The sequence below is a fragment of the Rahnella woolbedingensis genome, from assembly GCF_003602095.1.
Classification (GTDB): domain Bacteria; phylum Pseudomonadota; class Gammaproteobacteria; order Enterobacterales; family Enterobacteriaceae; genus Rahnella; species Rahnella woolbedingensis.
The window spans coordinates 21,151-39,257 of the sequence record NZ_RAHH01000015.1 but is presented as its reverse complement, the minus strand read 5'-3'; the positions used below and the strand labels follow the sequence as shown (position 1 = coordinate 39,257).

Here is an 18,107-nt window from a genome sequence, read left to right as displayed (position 1 = left end):
TTGGTCACAACCCATTAATTTTAAGAGGTTTACCACCATGTTTCGTGCACTCTTTAGTCGTTCTGAAGTCAGACTTTTTTTTGCTATCAGTGTGTTATTTTTTATCTGTATCCACAGTATCGATGCTTTTCTGGCACCGATGTTGATCAGCGAAGGCATGCAGCCTGAGATAGTGGGGATCATCATGGGCGCCAGTGGTCTGGCGACGCTGTTCGTGCGTTTTCCCATTGGCATCCTGTCGGATGTGGTGAAAAGCCGGAAGATTTTTATCCAGTTCAGTCTGTTGCTGCCGCTGGTCACCTGGCCTATTGCCTATCTGGAACCGAACGCCGTGACGCTGTATCTGGCCAAAGCGGCTGACGGGTTCACCGCCGCCACCTGGGTGCTGTACAACATTCTGTTTATTCGCTATTTCGACCGAAAAGATGCCCCCGCCGCCGTGGCGCTGCTGGCCCTCGCCGGGCCGCTGGGCGTGTTTCTGGGCAACTGTATCGGTGGTGCGCTGATCCACTTTATCGATAAAAGCATTGGTTACTTTGTTTCGAGCGCGGCGGCGCTGCTGGCGCTGATCCTCACCACCCGCATCAAAGAGTTTCACGATGCGGCAAGCGCGCCGACGCTGAAAGCCTGTATGACCAGCGCGAAACGCCAGATGGCTGATCCCTCGGTGTGGCTAATCGGCCTGCTGGCGACCATTGTGATCCTGGTGCCTTTCGCCACCCGCGATACGCTGACGCCGATTTACGCGCAGCAGCTCGGCGCTAAAGCCGGGATCCTGACCCTGCTCAGCAACATCCATCTGGTGTTCTACGCATTGGCTATTGCGCTGTGCAGCTCGGTGTTTTACAAACGGCTGGGCCTGGTGAATACCGCGCTGATAGGTATCGTTTTGCAGGTAATTTCCAGTATCGGCATCCCTTTCACCGCCAATCTTTATGTGATCTACTTCTTGCAGGCGATTGCCGGGTTCTCATTCGGTATGGCGTTCGCCGTATTTATGTCGCTGAGCGTGGTGAATACGGTTGAGGATGAGCAGTCCACGCGCATGGGGCTGTTTCAGACCATCTACTCCTGCGGAATGTTTGTCGGCCCGGTATTAATGGGGCTGATGCTGCAACATATTAATTTATCTTCCGGCTATTACCTGATTGGTGCCCTGTCCGTGGTGGCTGCCCTGCTCACGCCGATGGCGGCACGCAGCGTATATCAGCGGCAGGTAAAGAAACCGGCAGTACAGAATGAGCACGTACATCTGACACCGGCACAGGATTACGTGAAAAAAGCGTAAACATCCGGCGTTATTTAATTTCCCAACGATTTATTTCACCTGTTTATTCTGGCGGTGTCGCCACGTCTGAAACAGGCAAGGAGAACTCATGACTCAGTATTTAAAAACCAGCAAATCATTATCTGAACGTCAGCAAGCCAGTAAAGAAATCAGTATTACTGTCGAAAATATTCTGGCGGATATTGAACAGCGCGGGGATCAGGCAGTGCGGGAATTATCTTTTAAGTTTGATCATTATGACCGTAAAGATTATCGCCTGTCACAAAATGAAATTAATGCCTGTTTAAAACAGCTGACTCGGCAAAATATTAAAGACATCGAGTTTGCACAACAGCAGGTATTTAATTTCGCCACACAGCAACGTGCCTGTTTGTTAGATCTGGAAGTGGAAACACGGCCTGGCGTTATTCTCGGCCACAAAAATATTCCGATTAATGCCGTCGGCTGTTATGTGCCGGGCGGCAAATATCCGCTGCTCGCCTCGGCGCATATGTCCATTATCACCGCCAATGTGGCGGGTTGCTCACGCATTATCAGCTGCGCCCCGCCGTTCAACGGTCAGCCCGCGCCTGCCATTGTGGCCGCGCAGGCCATGGCAGGCGCCACGGAAATCTACGCATTAGGCGGGATCCAGGCGATTGGCGCGATGGCGCTCGGGACACAAACCCTGCAACCCGTCGATATGCTGGTCGGGCCGGGTAACGCTTTTGTTGCCGAAGCCAAGCGCCAGCTGTTTGGCCGCGTGGGGATCGACCTGTTCGCAGGCCCGACCGAAACGCTGGTGATTGCCGATGAAACCGTTGATGCCGAAATGTGTGCCACCGATCTGCTCGGTCAGGCCGAACACGGCGTGACCACACCGGCCATTTTGCTGACCAATTCCCTGAAACTCGCCCGCGAGACACTGCGCGAAGTGGAACGTCTGCTGACGCAACTGCCGACGGCGGATATCGCGCGTCAGTCGTGGCGCGATTACGGCGAAGTGATCGTCTGCGACAGTTACGAGGAAATGCTTCAGGAAGCAGATCGCATTGCCTCCGAACACGTTCAGGTGATGACCGATCGCGACGATTGGTTCCTCGCCAATATGACCAACTACGGCGCGCTGTTCCTCGGCCCGCGCACCAACGTCGCTTACGGCGACAAGGTGATCGGCACTAACCACACGCTACCCACGCAGAAAGCCGCGCGTTATACCGGCGGTCTGTGGGTCGGTAAATTCATGAAAACCTGCACCTGGCAGAAAGTCGTGAGCGATGAAGCCTCAACGGAAATCGGCAGTTATTGCTCGCGTCTTTGCCAGTTAGAAGGTTTTTCCGGCCACGCGGAACAGGCCAACATTCGTGTACGCCGTTACGGAAATCAGGAAGTGCCTTACGCCGGTTCCGTCCCTGCGCAAGATCTGGGGAAAGCGTCGTGATGACCGCACTTCCCCGTTCGCCGGATTTTCGTCTCGAAAACCGCCGCGCACTGGTGACAGGGGGTTCCCGTGGTATCGGTTTTGCTGCGGCAGTGGCGCTCGCCCGCGCAGGTGCGCAGGTGTGGTTAGTCGCACGCCAGGCTGCGCAGCTGCGGGAAGCCGCTGAGCTGGCCGCCACTGACGGGCTGATACTGCACACGGTGGCGCTGGATATCACCGACACCGCGCAGGTTGCGGACACCCTGGCCGGACTTCCTGATTTCGACATTCTGGTCAACAGCGCCGGACTGGCGCGCCATCAGCCATTTCTTGAGGTCAGCGAGGAAAACTACGATGCAGTGATGGCGCTTAACCTGCGGGCAACGTTCTTCCTCAGCCAGCAGGTCACCCGCCGGATGAAACAACGGCAGATTGCCGGTTCAGTCATTCATATCTCCTCGCAGATGGGGCATGTCGGTGGCCCGGATCGCAGCGTGTACTGTGCCTCTAAATTCGCGCTGGAAGGCTTAACCAAAACCATGGCGCTGGAGCTCGGCGAGGCGGGTATCCGCGTCAACACGCTCTGCCCCACTTTTATAGAGACCGAGCTCTCGCGCGAAAATCTCGCCTCGCCCGCGTTCAGTCGTTATGTGCTGGATAACATCAAGCTCAAACGTCTCGGCACGCTGGAAGATGTGATGGGGCCGGTGGTGTTTCTGGCGTCATCAGCGTCTGCGCTGATCACCGGCGCGTCGCTGATGGTAGACGGGGGATGGACAGCCACATGACCTCACTCATCAGCCCTTTCCCTTTGCTGGATAACCAAGACGTTCCGCTGGTATTGCTGGGCGGAACGTTATGCAACGCCCGCCTCTGGCAACCGGTGATCGGGCTTCTCAATGTCAGCAGCGTGCAGACGGTCACGGTCTGCGCTGCGGATTCGGCGGCGGCGCTTTCGCAACAGCTTCTGACGGTGTTGCCGCCGCGCTTTTATCTTGCGGGATTTTCCCTCGGTGCCATCGTGGCCCTTGAGATGATGGCGCAGGCACCGGAGCGTCTCGCCGGACTGGCGCTGTTATCGGTGAATCCGCTGAGCGATGCGCCCGCCAATGCCGCCAGCCGACGCGCCGCCGTGCAGGATGCCGCGCGTCAGGGTGTCGGACCCTGGCTGAGCACCACGCTCTGGTCGCGTTACGTCGCCCCCGACCGGCTGGATGATGCGGTGCTGCATCACACCATTGTGCAGATGGCGCAGGAATGTGGCACTGAGACCTTCGCCCGTCAGACAGAGATTGCCATTACCCGCGCCGATCACCGTGCAGCACTTTCGGCGTTTACCGCGCCGGTGCTGGTGCTGAGCGGCGCTCACGATGTGATTTGTACCGCTGAACATCATCAGGCGGTGACTTGCGCCGCTCCCCGCGCCCGCTGGCTAACCCTTGCCGACAGCGGGCATTTTCTGCCCTTAGAATCTCCGCAGGCGGTCGCCACCGCTCTTCGTCACTGGATACAGGAGTCTTATCATGAGAAAAAATCCGCTTAAAGCGGCGTTCCGCCAGCAGCAGCCGATCATCAACGGCTGGCTGGCCATTCCCTCCGGTTACAGCGCGGAGATAGCCGGACATCAGGGCTACGATTGTGTCACCGTGGATTTACAGCACGGCATGATCGACTTCGCCAGCGCACTGTCTATGTTGCAGGCCATTTCTGCCACGCCCGCCACACCGCTGGCACGGGTAGGCAGCAACGAACCGGCGCAGATTATGCGGCTGCTGGATGCCGGTGCCTGGGGCATTATCTGCCCGATGATTTCCACTCCTGAACAGGCGAAACAATTTGTCGCGGCCTGCCGTTATCCCCCACTCGGTAACCGTTCTTTCGGCCCTGCGCGTGCGCTGCTTTATGGCGGGAAGGATTATCCGCAATACGCCAATGAAGAGATCCTGACGCTGGCGATGATTGAGACGCGTGAAGGGCTGGAACATCTGGATGCCATTCTCGACACCGACGGGCTGGATGGCGTTTTCATCGGCCCGAACGATCTCTCTTTAACGCTCACCGGACAGGCCAGCGCGGAATCCCAGAATCCTGAGATGCTTGACGCCATCGAACGCGTTCTCACCCGCTGTCACGCTCATCAAAAACTCGCCGGGATCTTCTGCACCTCGGGAGAAGCCGCCGCCAGCCGTCTGGCGCAAGGCTTCCATTTCGTGACCCCCGCTAATGACGTGATGCAGCTGGGTCGTGCTGCACGGGAAGCCATTGCGGCCGCACAGGGTAAAACAGCGCCGGTTCGCGGCACTTCTGGTTATTAATCCGGCTATTTATCAGGCTATTTATCAGGCTATTAAGGAGATAAGACATGCAACATATCACCCTGACACAAGAAGAAGCACAGCGCCGTCTGGTTCGTCCCGAAGACAGGGTTTCCTGTAGCGTGGCGTTTATTGACTGCAAACTGCCCGGCTCAAATCTGAAGCAAAATTTTTCCTTTGTCGGCCCCGGCGTGACCCAGTCCGCCTCTCAGGTCGTGAATATCCCCGAAGCCCATGGTTTCAACATTGGTGCGGCGGCGATGCCAAAAGGCGTGACCAACAATCTGCACCTGCATTTCACCGCCGAAGTGTTTCTGATCCACGAAGGCAGCTGGCGTTTCCGCTGGGGCGCGCACGGCGAACATGAAGCTGAGTTCAGCGCACCGGCCATTTTGTCGATCCCGACCTGGATTTTCCGCGGCTTTACCAACGTCAGCCCGCAGGAAACTAACGGACTGGTATTTACCGTCCTCGGCGGTGACAACACCGGCGGGATAATCTGGCATCCGTCGATTCTGGATGCTGCCAGCGAACACGGCCTGTACCTGAGCCGCGATAATATGCTGATTGAAGTCGAAGCCGGCAGCCCGCCACCGGCTAAAGCTGACCTGTTACCGCCACTGGCGGCGGAGCATATCGCCGCACTGCGTGATTATTCCGTCGGGGAGATGAGCCGCCGCGCCGTCACCGGCGAACAGCGCGCCTGGTCAAAACACGCTCTGCTGGATTCTGTTTTGCCCGGCCACGGAGGAGAACTGGCACCGGTGATTGGTTATGGTATTTCACAAGACCGCCGCTCTGCCCCGCCAATCCTCAATCCGCACGGATTTTCCGTTGAGTGGCTGCGAATTTCGAACCAGCATTGCGTCGGGCGGCACCTCTGCCCGGATGTGCAGGTGCTGATGGTATTTAAGGGGGCGCTGGAAGTGACCTATAACCGTGATGGCGAAGAAGTAACCATCGTCGCCGCAGAGGGTTCAGTGGTGTCGGTACCGGCTAACAGCTGGCGTCGTTATCGCGCCATCGACGGCGAAATGGAAGCCACGCTGACCACCCGCGGGGATCATCGCAAACGTCTCTACTGGGATGCAGACATCATGGCGCGGGCATCTGAGGAAGATCGTTGTGTCGATCCCGACGGCTATATCGCCACTGCCAGCCTTCTGCCATCCACCGCGCGAAGAGCGGGTGATAAAATCGCGCACGCCATCTGACCTCGTTTCAGCTACCTTCAGGGCAACTTTGCACAAGGTTATCCCCAGAATATGTGGATAACCTTGTGGGGTTGGGATAAGTGCGAAAGCATTTCTCTTCTTCTTATCCTCTTCTTAGCTGCTCACTTTCTTAAATGTCTTGTCGGCAAGGCGGTGGTGTATTTCACCTGACTGAGGGCAAAACTCGAGCGAATGCTGGCGACACCTTCAATCTGAGTGAGGCACTCGGTGATCAGCAACTGATACTTTTGCAGATTTTCCACCACGATCCGCAGCAAAAAGTCTGATTCTCCGGTCATCAGATAACATTCCATCACCTCCGGACGGTCGCTTATCGCATCGGTAAAGTGATTCAGCGAGTCTTTGTCCTGCTGCTTCAGGGACACATGCACAAAAACATTCACCGCCAGCCCGAGACTGAGCGGATCAACCAGCATGACTGAGCCACGCAGTACGCCTTTTTCTTTCATCTCCGTGACTCTTCGCCAGCAGGGAGACGCAGACAAACCGATACGTTCGGCTAATTCTGCATTGCTGATATCGGCATTTGTCTGCAGCAGATCCAATATATGCAGGCTGGTTTCATCCAGCTCAATGGCATTGTCAGGCAAAATTATTCTCCATAAACATTTTTACAGAACAGAGTTACCCATAATAGTGATTATGGCGGGCAATAAGAACAGTTTTTCCACCATCAGCAAAATAGAATATCCCTCTGATAAAAATAGAGAGTGTTCTGTATGCACCAGGAAAACAGTTCGGTAATCAACGTAAACTCCAGCCCCTCATCAATGAAGGGAACTGTGTGCTGGCTTCTGGTGATGGTGGTGTTGTGGGGGTTGAGCTGGCCTGCAACGAAACTGGCACTCAATGACGTGCCGCCCTTGTGGCTCGGGGCTATCCGGTTCGGCAGCGCCGGCGTTTGTCTGTTTATCTTCGTTGCCTTCAAAAAACAGCTGCGTTTGCCCGCAAAAAGTGACCTGCCCATTGTGCTGAGCATCGGGGTGTTACAGATGGTGGTGTTCACCGGTCTGGGCATGATTGCCATGCAATATACCGATACCAGTCATGCGGTTTTACTGGCTTATACGACGCCTTTGTGGGGCATCGTCTCCTCGTGGCTGCTGCTGCGCCATACTCCCTCGGCCATACAAATCTGCGCGCTGGTTATTGGTCTGGCAGGCATCGGTTTGATTTGTTCACCGCTGGAAATGGACTGGTCAAAACCCGGCGTGGTGATGGGGTGCGCTTTTCTGATCACGGGCGCCATCTCCTGGTCGCTGGTGATTGTGCATGTCAGACACCATAAATGGACGGCGACGCCTTTGTCTCTGGCACCGTGGCAAATGCTGATCGCCACGCTGCCCCTGATTTTTATTGCGCGCCTCATTGACGGTTCCCCGCAGGCCATTCATCTCAGCAAGGGACTCTTCGGGTTACTCTTTTTCATTGGCCCCATCGCCACCTCAGTTTGCTTCGTGATTTCTTCCGAATATGGCCGCCGGATAAGCGTTTTCGCCATGTCCAACTTCACTCTCGGCGTGCCGCTTATCGGTGCGCTGGCATCCATTGTGTTGCTGGGCACGTCCTTATCCGGCCTGTTTCTCGCCGGTCTGGCACTGGTCTTTGCCGGAGTCTCCATGACTGCATTTTCGTCTGCGAAGCGGCAACAGGGCTAACGAGGCTTCTAATACCGCCACAGGATCAGGGCGTTCCGTGGCGCTGCCTTAAGAATTTTCTATTTCTCCTACTTATGATTATACTGTATGCATACCCAGTATTCTATGGATACAGAAACAGATGTGGAAAATGAACCCTGACAAGCGGCAGCCGAACCATGTTTGCCCTCGTTGATGTGAACTCCTTTTACGCGAGTTGCGAAACCGTGTTCAGGCCGGATTTGCGCGGCCGACCGGTGATTGTGTTATCGAACAATGACGGCTGCGTGATTGCCCGCAATGCGCTGGCTAAAAAGGCGCAGATCCCGATGGGTGCGCCGTTCTTCAAGACCCGCGATGCGATCCGCCAGCACAACGTGGCAGTGTTTTCGTCGAACTACGCGCTGTATGCCGATATGTCCAGCCGCGTGATGGAAACGCTGGAAAGGCTGGCACCTGCGGTGGATATTTACTCCATCGATGAGGCCTTTCTGGATATCACCAATATCGAAAACTGCATCTCGCTGTATGACTTCGGTAAAGAGGTGCAGAAGACTATCTGGAAAGAGACGCATCTTTCAGTCGGCGTGGGGATTGCGCCCACCAAAACGCTGGCAAAACTGGCGAACTTTGCGGCGAAAACCTGGAAAGGCACCGGTGGCGTGCTGGATTTATCGCAAACTGTCCGTCAGCGAAAGCTGATGGCTCTGGTGCCGGTGGAAGAAGTCTGGGGCGTGGGGCGCCGCATCAGCAAAAAGCTCAACATGCTCGGGATCACCACGGCGCTGCAACTGGCCGACTGCCCTTCTGCACTTATCCGCAAACACTTCAGCGTAGTACTGGAACGTACCGTGCGGGAGTTGTGCGGCGAATCCTGTCTGGCTTTTGAAGAATCAGTGCCCACCAAACAGCAGATTATCTGTTCACGCTCTTTCGGCGAGCGCATTACGGATTATCAGGATATGCGCGAAGCGATCTGTAACTATGCCGTGCGTGCGGCGGAAAAATTGCGCGGTGAGCATCAGTATTGCCGCTACGTATCGGCGTTTGTGAAAACCAGTCCGCACGACCCGAAAGTGCCCTATTACAGCAATCATGCGGGGATCAAACTTCTGACGCCGACGCAGGACAGCCGCGATATCCTCGCCGCTGCCGTACGTTGTCTCGAGCAAATCTGGAAACCCGGCTATCGCTATCAGAAAGGTGGCGTGATGCTGGGTGACTTTTTCAGTCAGGGCGTCGCGCAGCTGAATCTGTTTGATGAATATCAGCCCAAAAGAAACAGCGAACAGCTGATGGCTACGCTTGACGAAATCCACAAAAAAGGCACCGGCAAAGTCTGGTTCGCCGGTCAGGGGATCCAGCGCGGCTGGTCGATGAAACGCGAAATGCTGTCACCGGCCTATACGACACGATTTAATGAGCTGGTGAAAGCGAAAGTGTAGTCCGGGCAAAGGCCCGGACTGTGGATAACCGGCTTGGGTTATTTCAGGTTTTCGTTAAAGAACGCGGTCAGTTTCGCAAAGGGGATCAGATCGGTCCGGTCGTAAAGGTCGACATGACCGGCACCCGGTACGATGTATAACTCTTTCGGCTGGCCCGCACGTTTATAGGCATCCTCACTGAATTCTTTTGAATGAGCCTGATCACCGGTGATAAAGAGCATCGGACGCGGCGAAATAGTCTCAATATCGTTGAACGGATAGAAGTTCATGAATTTTACGTTGCTGGTCAGCGTCGGGTGCGTCGTCAGCGCGGAAGATGATCCTGCTGGCGTAAACTCGCCGCGCGGCGTGCGATAGAAATCATAAAACTCTTTGGCCACCGGCGGAGAATTTTCATCAATTTTGTGCGGCGTCCCGCTGGTATACTTCGTTTCGCCGCCCGTGAATTCGGTATAGCGTTGCTCCGCAGCCTCAGCAATGACTTGTTTACGCTGCGCAAGGGTTAACGAGTTATTGAGCGCGTGACGATTCGCTGCCCCCATGTCATACATGCTGACCGTCGCAATCGCTCTCATGCGCGGATCAATTTTCGCCGCACTGATAACGAAACTGCCGCTGCCACAAATCCCCAGTACCCCGATACGATTTTTGTCGATATACGGGCGTGTACCGAGATAATCCACGGCCGCGCTGAAATCCTCGGCATAGATATCCGGCGAGACTGCATTACGCGGTTTACCCTCGCTTTCGCCCCAGAAAGAAATGTCTATCGCCAGCGTCACAAACCCCTGCTCAGCTAACTTTTGCGCATACAAACTGGAGCTTTGTTCTTTCACCGCTCCCATCGGATGCCCGACGATAATGGCCGGGTTTTTCGCGCTTTCATTCATGCCTTTCGGGATAAAAAGACTCCCGGTCACATTCATCTGATACTGGTTTTTAAACGTCACTTTTTGCAAAGTCACTTTATCGCTTTTATAAAAGTTATCTGCACCTTCAGACATATCGGCAGCCGTGGCAGCGAACGAGCTGACCAGCAGCCCTAACAACATCGTAAACACTTTCATGGAATTATCCTTAATCAGGCATTGCGGTGAATGGACATCAGTTCGTCCGGTGAATAATTGCAGTTATGCACGTTGTTCATTACGGGAAGTGAGATAGGTCAGTCCGGAGGCCACGAGCAGCAACACAGCGCTGACGATGAACGTGCTCCGCCAGCCGGTGTGATCAAAAGCAAATCCCCCTGCCGTTGCCCCCAGCGCTATCGAAAGTTGCACTACCGCGACCATCAGTCCGCCACCCGCTTCGGCGTTGTCAGGGAAGGTTCTCGCCACCCAGGACCACCAGCCAACAGGTGCCGCGGTTGCAACCAAACCCCACAAAGCCAGCAGAATGATGACGAACCAGAAAGAATGCCCCAGCACCATCAGCATGACGGCGACCCCGGCCATTAGCAGCGGAATAACGATGAGCGTGAGATAAAAACGCTTTTCCAGAAACGCGCCGATAAGCAGTGTTCCGGCGAAACCCGCGACGCCAATCGTCAGCAAAATGAGCGACAGCCTGTCGTCGCTGACCCGTGTGATGGTTTCCAGAAACGGACGCACGAACGTAAACAGTGAAAACTGTCCCATAAAGAAAATCCCGCACGCAGCCATACCCGCCGCAATCAGCGGATTGTTGAACAGACGCAGCACATTTCCCGTCGGGCGTTTACCGCTTTCCGGCGCCATTGAAGGCAGACTGATCCACTGCCAGATAAAGGCAATCAGCGCGACGGGGACGAGACACAAAAAGGCTCCTCGCCAGCCGATGACGCCCCCCAGATAACTGCCCAGCGGTGCGGCGATCACAGTAGCCAGTGCATTGCCGCCGTTAAAAATCGCCAGTGCGCGGGAGACCTGATCCTGCGGAACCAGCCGCATAGCGACAGCGGCTGACATTGACCAGAATCCGCCAACGGCCACGCCGATCAGGGCGCGTCCGGTCATGTACGTCATATAGCCGGGCGCTAAAGCAATCAGCCCGCCGGAAAAAGCCATCAGTAGCGTCAGCCCTAAAAGCAGCGCCTTGCGGTTGACGTTACCCGCCAGCCGGGAAATCGACAGGCTGGTTATTACCGCAAAGCCGCCTGAAATGGCGATCCCCTGCCCGGCGAGCCCTTCGCTGACACCCAGATCGCGGGCTACCGGCGACAGCAAACTCACTGGCATAAATTCCGAGGCCACCAGCGCAAATACGCACATCGTTATCGCCCATACCCCGTTCCAGTGCGCGGAGGTTTGGGTGTTTACTACACTTCTCTGGGCTGCTGTCGTCACTCGCGGTTCCTTTTTATCGTTCGCAGGATGAATTTTTGGCAAGCCGACGTCGCTTCTCACTAATGAGAATAAAAGATAAAGATCATAAAGTTGACGTCATAAAACGGAGGAATTATTCCGGTTCTTTCGTATTCTGGCTTGCTAAAAATTCTACACGACGGGTATATTCCTACTAGGTTATGAATACTTAATGGGTCTATAAGCTCAGCTTATTAATCGAATTGAAGAAGGTGCGATGAAACGTAATCTCAATGACCTTATAGCGTTTGTAACCGTTGCCCGCGAAGGCAGTTTCACCCGCGCGGCAGCGCAGCTGGGTGTCACGCAGCCAGCCCTGAGCCAGACCATTACCGCGCTGGAAAACCGCATGGATATCCGCCTGCTGACGCGGACCACGCGTAATGTTTCACCGACGGTGGCGGGCGAGCGGTTATTGCAGGCCATCGGCACCCGTTTCGATGAGATTGAAGCGGAACTCGATATGCTGACAGAAATGCGCGACAAGCCTGCAGGCACAGTTCGCATCACCTGTGGGCCGCATGTTCTTTCAACCATTCTGTTACCGAAGTTATCAGCACTGCTGCGCGAATATCCCGAGATAAAACTGGAGTTCGATGCCAACCACGGTTTTCGCAACATTGTCGCTGACCGGTTTGACGCAGGGGTGCGACTCGGTGACACCATCGATAAAGATATGATTGCCATGCCGATAACCCCTCAGTTGCGCATGGCCGCGGTGGCATCGCCTGAGTATTTGCGTTCACACGCCATCCCCCTGACGCCGCAGGAGTTGCTGCAACATAACTGCATGAATATGCGGATGGCGACGTCGGGCGGGCTGTATGTCTGGGAGTTCGATAATGATGAGGGGCCGGTCAATGTGCGTGTTAACGGACAGCTGACATTCAATACTTCTGCACCTATGGTCGACGCTGCATTAGCCGGACTGGGGGTCGCGTTTTTACCGGAAGAAGAGTTCGAACCCCATATTGCGCAAGGACGTCTGATTCGGTTTCTGGAACCTTATTGCCTGCCTTTCCCCGGTTATTACCTCTATTACCCGAGCAGAAAACAGCATTCGCCCGCATTTTCACTGGTGATGGATGCGTTAAAGATTGAGCGTTAATTTCGTTTTCAGGACAGAGAAAGCCATCATTGCAGGCGAAAGTCTAGTCCGGGCATCACCCGGACTGTTTTCAGACTGACCGGAGAATATCAGCCAATATCTTCCCCGTTTGTCTCAATCACTTTCTGATACCAGTGGAACGATTTCTTACGGTAACGGTTACCGGTGCCGGAAATTTTATCGTCGAGATCGACGTAAATCAGGCCATAGCGTTTGCTCATCTCGCCGGTGGACATGCTCACCAGATCAATACAGCCCCACGGGGTGTAGCCCATCAGGTCCACACCGTCTTCGATGGCTTCTGCCATTGCTTCAATGTGCTGGCGCAGATAGCTGATGCGGTAATCGTCGGCAATGAAGTGGTTTTCATCCGGTTTATCGACGGCACCCAGCCCGTTTTCAACAATAAACAGCGGTTTTTCGTAGCGGTCGTACAGCTGATTAAGGGCAATGCGCAGGCCAACCGGGTCGATTTCCCAGCCCCAGTCACTGGCTTCGAGGAACGGATTACGCGCACCGCCGAGCAGGTTACCCTGCGCTGATACCGCGTCCGGATTGGTTTTGTTGATGGTAGAAGACATGTAGTAGCTAAAACCAATGTAATCCACCGTATGCTGTTTAATCAGCTCTAAATCCCCCGGCTGAATATCCAGTTCCACACCCTGTGACTGCCACAGACTTTTGGCGTAGTAAGGATATTTACCGCCTGCCTGCACGTCGGCGCAGTAGAAATTAAACGCCTGAGTCTCTTTCAGGGTTTCCAGCTGATTAACCGGGTTACAGTCGTAAGCATAGTGGGTGGCAAACAGGATCATGCAGCCGATCTGGATTTGCGCATTGGTTTCGTGGGCAATTTTGACTGCCAGACTGCTGGCGACAAACTGGTTATGCCATGCCTGGAATTTGGCCTGCGCCTCCAGCGCGCCGGTTTTCACCGTCAGCCCCTGGCTCATGATCGGGAAATGCGCTGCGCTGTTGATCTCGTTGAAGGTCATCCAGTACTTCACTTTATGACCGAATCTGGTCAGCACTGTGCGGGCGAAACGCTCAAAGTGACCAATCAGTTCACGGTTTTTCCAGCCGCCAAATTCACTAGCCAGATGCAGCGGCATCTCGTAGTGAGAAATCGTGATCACCGGCTCGATACCCTGCGCGATACAGGCGTCAATCACCTGATCGTAATGCTTCAACCCGGCTTCGTTAGGCTCCTGCTCAACGCCGTTCGGGTAGATGCGTGTCCAGGCGATAGAAAAACGGTAACATTTGAATCCCATTTCCGCGAACAGCGCGATATCTTCCTGAAAACGATGATAGTGATCGATGCCTTTATGATTCGGATACGTATGGTTTGCGGGATCAAGGGTAAAATCAAATTCCGGTGAGGAAACGATCTTCAGACGCTCTTTGCCACCCGGAATGGCATCGACGATGGACAGCCCTTTGCCATCCTGATCGTACGCGCCTTCCACCTGATTGGCCGCCGTTGCCCCGCCCCACATGAAGCCTTGCGGAAACTTACCTTTCATAAAAAACTCCCTGAACGTGTTTGACTGATCCCTCGGGTCATTTAACAATGAATAATTTACCTGTCAAAAGATGGCTGTGCCACAAAAGTTACGGTAACGACCGGGCTGGCTGGCGTGGAGTGCGCGTGATCTAACTCACAGATTTCCCTGCCTTAATTTCCCTCTGAACCGCTCATCCCGTGTGATAACCGCTTATCTCCCTCTGTGACCGCTGACCAAGTTTCCGCCCTCTGCCCCTGGGATTTTGACACCCTGTATAAGCAGGAAACGTGCGAGACAAACAGCACAAGTCAACAGATCCCCCGCTCTCTGACAGCAATCCTTAATAAAGAAACAGAGAAGGGTATTTCGTCATTTTTTCAAAATAACCGGGTTATTTATGAATAAAAAAACATTACTCAGGCATATACCGTGGATGATTGTGGCCCTCCTCGGTGCATGCTGTCTGGGCGTCGTCGCTTTGCGGCGGGGTGAAAACATCAGCGCCTTATGGATAGTCGTGGCCTCTGTCTCGGTTTATCTGGTGGCCTATCGCTATTACAGCCTGTATATCGCGCAGAAGGTCATGAAACTTGACCCTTCGCGCGCGACGCCAGCGGTTATCAACAATGACGGTCTGAACTACGTGCCGACCAACCGCAACGTACTGTTCGGCCACCATTTTGCCGCCATCGCCGGGGCCGGTCCGTTAGTCGGGCCGGTACTTGCCGCGCAGATGGGGTATTTGCCGGGCGTGCTGTGGTTGCTGGCGGGTGTGGTTCTGGCCGGTGCGGTGCAGGACTTCATGGTGCTGTTCATCTCTTCACGCCGTAACGGCGCATCTCTGGGCGAGATGATCAAAGAAGAAATGGGGCCGGTGCCGGGCACTATCGCGCTGTTCGGTTGTTTCCTGATCATGATTATTATTCTGGCGGTGCTGGCACTCATCGTGGTGAAAGCGCTGGCAGAAAGCCCGTGGGGCGTGTTTACCGTGTGTTCTACGGTGCCGATTGCGCTGTTTATGGGCATCTACATGCGCTTTATCCGGCCAGGGCGCGTGGGTGAAATCTCGGTCATTGGCGTTGTCCTGCTGGTTGCTGCCATATATTTCGGCGGCGTTATCGCCCGCGATCCGTACTGGGGTCCGGCGCTGACGTTCAAAGACACCACCATCACCTTTACCCTGATTGGTTATGCGTTCGTCTCTGCCCTGTTGCCGGTCTGGCTGATTCTGGCACCGCGTGACTATCTGGCGACGTTCCTGAAAATCGGCGTGATCGTCGGGCTGGCGATCGGGATTGTCATCCTCAATCCTGAACTGAAAATGCCTGCGCTGACGCAGTACATCGACGGTACAGGGCCGTTGTGGAAAGGCGCGCTGTTCCCGTTCCTGTTTATTACGATTGCCTGCGGCGCGGTGTCCGGGTTCCATGCACTGATTGCCTCCGGCACCACGCCTAAACTGCTGGCCTGCGAAACCGATGCACGGTTTATCGGTTACGGCGCCATGCTGATGGAATCTTTCGTAGCGGTCATGGCACTGGTCGCGGCATCGATTATCGAACCGGGTTTGTATTTTGCGATGAATACCCCGCCAGCCGGGCTCGGTATCACCATGCCAAACCTGCACGAACTGGGTGGCGAAAATGCACCGATGATCCTGGCGCAGCTGAAAGACGTCACGGCGCACGCCGCGGCAACCGTCAGTTCATGGGGATTTGTGATTTCGCCAGAGCAGATTATGCAGACTGCGAAAGACATCGGCGAACCTTCGGTACTGAACCGCGCAGGTGGCGCACCTACGCTTGCCGTCGGGATTGCGCATGTGTTCCACAAGATCATGCCGCTGGCGGATATGGGCTTCTGGTACCACTTCGGTATTCTGTTTGAAGCGTTGTTTATCCTGACCGCTCTGGATGCGGGTACACGTTCCGGCCGCTTTATGTTGCAGGATCTGCTGGGTAACTTTGTACCGTTCCTGAAAAAAACCGATTCACTGGTCGCCGGGATCATCGGCACAGCGGGTTGCGTCGGGCTGTGGGGTTATCTGCTGTATCAGGGCGTGGTCGATCCGCTGGGCGGCGTGAAAAGTCTGTGGCCGCTGTTCGGGATTTCGAACCAGATGCTGGCTGCCGTCGCGCTGATCCTCGCCACCGTAGTTCTGGTCAAAATGAAACGCACGAAGTACATCTGGGTCACTATGGTGCCTGCCATCTGGTTGCTGATTTGCACCACCTGGGCGCTGGGTCTGAAACTGTTCAGCACCAATGCGCAGATGGAAGGCTTCTTCTATATGGCCGGTCAGTACAAAGCACGCATCAGCGCAGGTGGCGCTGACCTGACACCGGAACAGATCAGCAATATGCATCATATTGTCATCAACAACTACACCAACGCCGGGCTGAGTATTTTGTTCCTGATTGTGGTGTACAGCATCATTTACTACGGGATCCGCGCCTGCCTTCAGGCGCGTAAAACCGACAAACGCACCGATAAGGAAACGCCTTACGTGCCGGTTCCGGCAGAAGGAATAAAAACCGTCTCCGGTCACTAACCGTTGGCCTGAAAGCCTCGCACACGCGGGGCTTTTCCACACAGATTCAAAGGAGGATGTATGTTTGACAACTTAGGTGCAGCGAAGAAATACCTCGGCCAGGCCGCACGTATGCTGGTGGGCATACCGGATTATGACACCTACGTTCTGCATATACAGACTAACCACCCGGACACCACGCCGATGACCTACGAGGAGTTTTTCCGCGAGCGTCAGCAGGCGCGGTACGGCGGGGACGGTAAAGGCGGAATGCGTTGTTGCTAAGAGGATGCGGCTATGAAGAGGAATGAACCATGACACCGATTGCAGTCACAGTATTAACCGGTTTTCTGGGTGCCGGGAAAACCACGCTTTTGCGCCAGATCCTGCATACGCAGCAAGAGATAAAAATTGCGGTCATTGAGAACGAATTTGGCGAGATGCCTATCGATAACCAGCTGATTGGCGACCGTGCCACGCGTATCACTACCTTGTCCAACGGCTGCATCTGTTGCACGCGCTCGGGCGAGCTGGAGGCGGCGCTGCTGGATTTGCTCGACAGCGTGGATAAAGGCGAGGTGCTGTTTGACCGGCTGATGATTGAATGCACCGGCATGGCCGATCCCGGCCCGATCCTTCAGGCATTTTTCGCGCATGACGTTATCTGTGAACGCTATGTTTTAGACGGCGTTATCACGCTGGTAGATGCCGTTCATGCCATGTCGCAGCTGGATCAGTTCCCGCTGGCGCAGTCGCAGATTGGTTATGCCGACCGCATCCTGCTGACCAAAACGGATGTGTCCGGTGAATGCACGGCACTGACGGACCGGCTGCAACGCATTAATGCCCGCGCGCCGGTGTACAAAATGGTTCAGGGCGATATCGATCCGGCGCTGTTATTTGATACCCGTGGATTTATGCTGGAAGAAAACGTGGTCGCCGCCAGACCGCTGTTTCATCGCGTGGCGGCGGAGCAAAACACCGTTTCCTCAATTGTGGTGGAACTGGATTATCCGGTGCCGCTGACGGCGATATCGCAGGTGATGGAAGAACTGCTGGCCAGTTTTGCCGACAATCTGATGCGTTACAAAGGCATGTTGTGGATAGAAGACCAGCCGTGCCGCCTGCTGTTTCAGGGCGTACAGCGCCTGTACAGCGCCGACTGGGATCGCCCGTGGCAACCGGACGAAACACCGCGCAGCGCGTTAGTCTTTATCGGTATGCAGTTGCCCGAGACAGAGATCCGCGAAGCCTTTGCCCGGCTGAAACCGGCCTGCCTTATCTCATAAAAACCGGCGGG

The 18,107-nt window shown here is 54.9% G+C and carries 16 protein-coding genes; 12 read left to right on the top strand and 4 right to left on the bottom strand.

The features are described 5' to 3' along the window. Window positions 1-37 precede the first annotated feature (37 nt). The 6 genes from D6C13_RS13895 to D6C13_RS13870 all read left to right on the top strand — a co-directional run bounded on the left by D6C13_RS13895 (window position 38) and on the right by D6C13_RS13870 (window position 6,216). Window positions 38-1,288: an MFS transporter gene (locus tag D6C13_RS13895; protein ID WP_120133322.1), complete on the top strand. Its 1,251-nt coding sequence runs from the start codon at window positions 38-40 to the stop codon at window positions 1,286-1,288. An 88-nt stretch (window positions 1,289-1,376) separates the two neighbouring features. After that, window positions 1,377-2,708: a histidinol dehydrogenase gene (gene hisD, locus D6C13_RS13890; RefSeq protein WP_120133321.1), complete on the top strand. Its 1,332-nt coding sequence runs from the start codon at window positions 1,377-1,379 to the stop codon at window positions 2,706-2,708. Next, on the top strand, window positions 2,708-3,475 hold the full coding sequence (locus tag D6C13_RS13885) for an SDR family NAD(P)-dependent oxidoreductase (protein ID WP_120133320.1): 768 nt from the start codon (window positions 2,708-2,710) through the stop codon (window positions 3,473-3,475). The genes hisD and D6C13_RS13885 overlap by 1 nt, the downstream gene beginning before the upstream one ends. Continuing rightward, window positions 3,472-4,230: an alpha/beta fold hydrolase gene (locus D6C13_RS13880; protein WP_244212691.1), complete on the top strand. Its 759-nt coding sequence runs from the start codon at window positions 3,472-3,474 to the stop codon at window positions 4,228-4,230. The genes D6C13_RS13885 and D6C13_RS13880 overlap by 4 nt, the downstream gene beginning before the upstream one ends. Continuing rightward, window positions 4,211-5,002: an HpcH/HpaI aldolase family protein gene (locus tag D6C13_RS13875; protein ID WP_120133318.1), complete on the top strand. Its 792-nt coding sequence runs from the start codon at window positions 4,211-4,213 to the stop codon at window positions 5,000-5,002. Before D6C13_RS13880 ends, D6C13_RS13875 begins: the two co-directional genes overlap by 20 nt. Window positions 5,003-5,049: 47 nt before the next feature. Next, on the top strand, window positions 5,050-6,216 hold the full coding sequence (locus D6C13_RS13870) for a cupin domain-containing protein (RefSeq protein ID WP_120133317.1): 1,167 nt from the start codon (window positions 5,050-5,052) through the stop codon (window positions 6,214-6,216). Between the two features lie 122 nt (window positions 6,217-6,338). On the opposite strand, the gene D6C13_RS13865 is transcribed toward D6C13_RS13870, so the two are convergent. Continuing rightward, window positions 6,339-6,827, bottom strand: coding sequence for an Lrp/AsnC family transcriptional regulator (locus D6C13_RS13865; protein WP_120133316.1), 489 nt, complete (start codon window positions 6,825-6,827; stop codon window positions 6,339-6,341). Window positions 6,828-7,019: 192 nt separating this feature from the next. Between D6C13_RS13865 and D6C13_RS13860 the strand changes: the two genes are divergently transcribed. Both D6C13_RS13860 and umuC read left to right on the top strand, forming a co-directional pair. Beyond that, window positions 7,020-7,895 carry a DMT family transporter gene (locus D6C13_RS13860; RefSeq protein WP_208642896.1) on the top strand — a complete coding sequence of 292 codons (876 nt, stop codon included), beginning with the start codon at window positions 7,020-7,022 and terminating at the stop codon, window positions 7,893-7,895. A gap of 158 nt (window positions 7,896-8,053) precedes the next feature. Next, window positions 8,054-9,319 carry a translesion error-prone DNA polymerase V subunit UmuC gene (umuC, locus tag D6C13_RS13855; RefSeq protein WP_120133314.1) on the top strand — a complete coding sequence of 422 codons (1,266 nt, stop codon included), beginning with the start codon at window positions 8,054-8,056 and terminating at the stop codon, window positions 9,317-9,319. A gap of 38 nt (window positions 9,320-9,357) precedes the next feature. Here umuC and D6C13_RS13850 read toward each other — a convergent pair whose 3' ends face one another. Beyond that, window positions 9,358-10,386 carry an alpha/beta hydrolase gene (locus tag D6C13_RS13850; RefSeq protein WP_120133313.1) on the bottom strand — a complete coding sequence of 343 codons (1,029 nt, stop codon included), beginning with the start codon at window positions 10,384-10,386 and terminating at the stop codon, window positions 9,358-9,360. Between the two features lie 63 nt (window positions 10,387-10,449). Then, window positions 10,450-11,643, bottom strand: a complete 1,194-nt coding sequence (locus tag D6C13_RS13845) for an MFS transporter (RefSeq protein WP_244212690.1) — start codon at window positions 11,641-11,643, stop codon at window positions 10,450-10,452. A 235-nt stretch (window positions 11,644-11,878) separates the two neighbouring features. Between D6C13_RS13845 and D6C13_RS13840 the strand changes: the two genes are divergently transcribed. Further along, window positions 11,879-12,769: a LysR family transcriptional regulator gene (locus D6C13_RS13840; protein WP_120133311.1), complete on the top strand. Its 891-nt coding sequence runs from the start codon at window positions 11,879-11,881 to the stop codon at window positions 12,767-12,769. An 89-nt stretch (window positions 12,770-12,858) separates the two neighbouring features. On the opposite strand, the gene D6C13_RS13835 is transcribed toward D6C13_RS13840, so the two are convergent. Beyond that, a complete protein-coding gene (locus D6C13_RS13835; protein ID WP_120133310.1) occupies window positions 12,859-14,295 on the bottom strand; it encodes a glycoside hydrolase family 1 protein in 1,437 nt (478 codons plus the stop codon). A 379-nt stretch (window positions 14,296-14,674) separates the two neighbouring features. Here D6C13_RS13835 and D6C13_RS13830 point away from each other — a divergent pair, with 379 nt between their 5' ends. The 3 genes from D6C13_RS13830 to yjiA are packed head-to-tail and all read left to right on the top strand — an operon-like array spanning window position 14,675 to window position 18,096. Further along, on the top strand, window positions 14,675-16,828 hold the full coding sequence (locus D6C13_RS13830; RefSeq protein WP_120133309.1) for a carbon starvation CstA family protein: 2,154 nt from the start codon (window positions 14,675-14,677) through the stop codon (window positions 16,826-16,828). A 60-nt stretch (window positions 16,829-16,888) separates the two neighbouring features. Next, window positions 16,889-17,092 carry a YbdD/YjiX family protein gene (locus D6C13_RS13825; RefSeq protein ID WP_120133308.1) on the top strand — a complete coding sequence of 68 codons (204 nt, stop codon included), beginning with the start codon at window positions 16,889-16,891 and terminating at the stop codon, window positions 17,090-17,092. 29 nt (window positions 17,093-17,121) lie between these two features. Then, complete coding sequence (yjiA, locus tag D6C13_RS13820) at window positions 17,122-18,096, top strand: GTPase (protein ID WP_120133307.1); 975 nt, start codon at window positions 17,122-17,124, stop codon at window positions 18,094-18,096. Window positions 18,097-18,107: the final 11 nt, after the last annotated feature.

Excerpts from the sequence above, each read along its gene's own strand:
- D6C13_RS13895 (WP_120133322.1), top strand. The coding sequence starts at position 38 with ATGTTTCGTGCACTCTTTAGTCGTTCTGAAGTCAGACTTTTTTTTGCT.
- hisD (WP_120133321.1), top strand. The coding sequence starts at position 1,377 with ATGACTCAGTATTTAAAAACCAGCAAATCATTATCTGAACGTCAGCAA.
- D6C13_RS13885 (WP_120133320.1), top strand. The coding sequence starts at position 2,708 with ATGACCGCACTTCCCCGTTCGCCGGATTTTCGTCTCGAAAACCGCCGC.
- D6C13_RS13880 (WP_244212691.1), top strand. The coding sequence starts at position 3,472 with ATGACCTCACTCATCAGCCCTTTCCCTTTGCTGGATAACCAAGACGTT.
- D6C13_RS13875 (WP_120133318.1), top strand. The coding sequence starts at position 4,211 with ATGAGAAAAAATCCGCTTAAAGCGGCGTTCCGCCAGCAGCAGCCGATC.
- D6C13_RS13870 (WP_120133317.1), top strand. The coding sequence starts at position 5,050 with ATGCAACATATCACCCTGACACAAGAAGAAGCACAGCGCCGTCTGGTT.
- umuC (WP_120133314.1), top strand. The coding sequence starts at position 8,054 with ATGTTTGCCCTCGTTGATGTGAACTCCTTTTACGCGAGTTGCGAAACC.
- D6C13_RS13850 (WP_120133313.1), bottom strand. The coding sequence starts at position 10,386 with ATGAAAGTGTTTACGATGTTGTTAGGGCTGCTGGTCAGCTCGTTCGCT.
- D6C13_RS13840 (WP_120133311.1), top strand. The coding sequence starts at position 11,879 with ATGAAACGTAATCTCAATGACCTTATAGCGTTTGTAACCGTTGCCCGC.
- D6C13_RS13835 (WP_120133310.1), bottom strand. The coding sequence starts at position 14,295 with ATGAAAGGTAAGTTTCCGCAAGGCTTCATGTGGGGCGGGGCAACGGCG.
- D6C13_RS13830 (WP_120133309.1), top strand. The coding sequence starts at position 14,675 with ATGAATAAAAAAACATTACTCAGGCATATACCGTGGATGATTGTGGCC.
- D6C13_RS13825 (WP_120133308.1), top strand. The coding sequence starts at position 16,889 with ATGTTTGACAACTTAGGTGCAGCGAAGAAATACCTCGGCCAGGCCGCA.
- yjiA (WP_120133307.1), top strand. The coding sequence starts at position 17,122 with ATGACACCGATTGCAGTCACAGTATTAACCGGTTTTCTGGGTGCCGGG.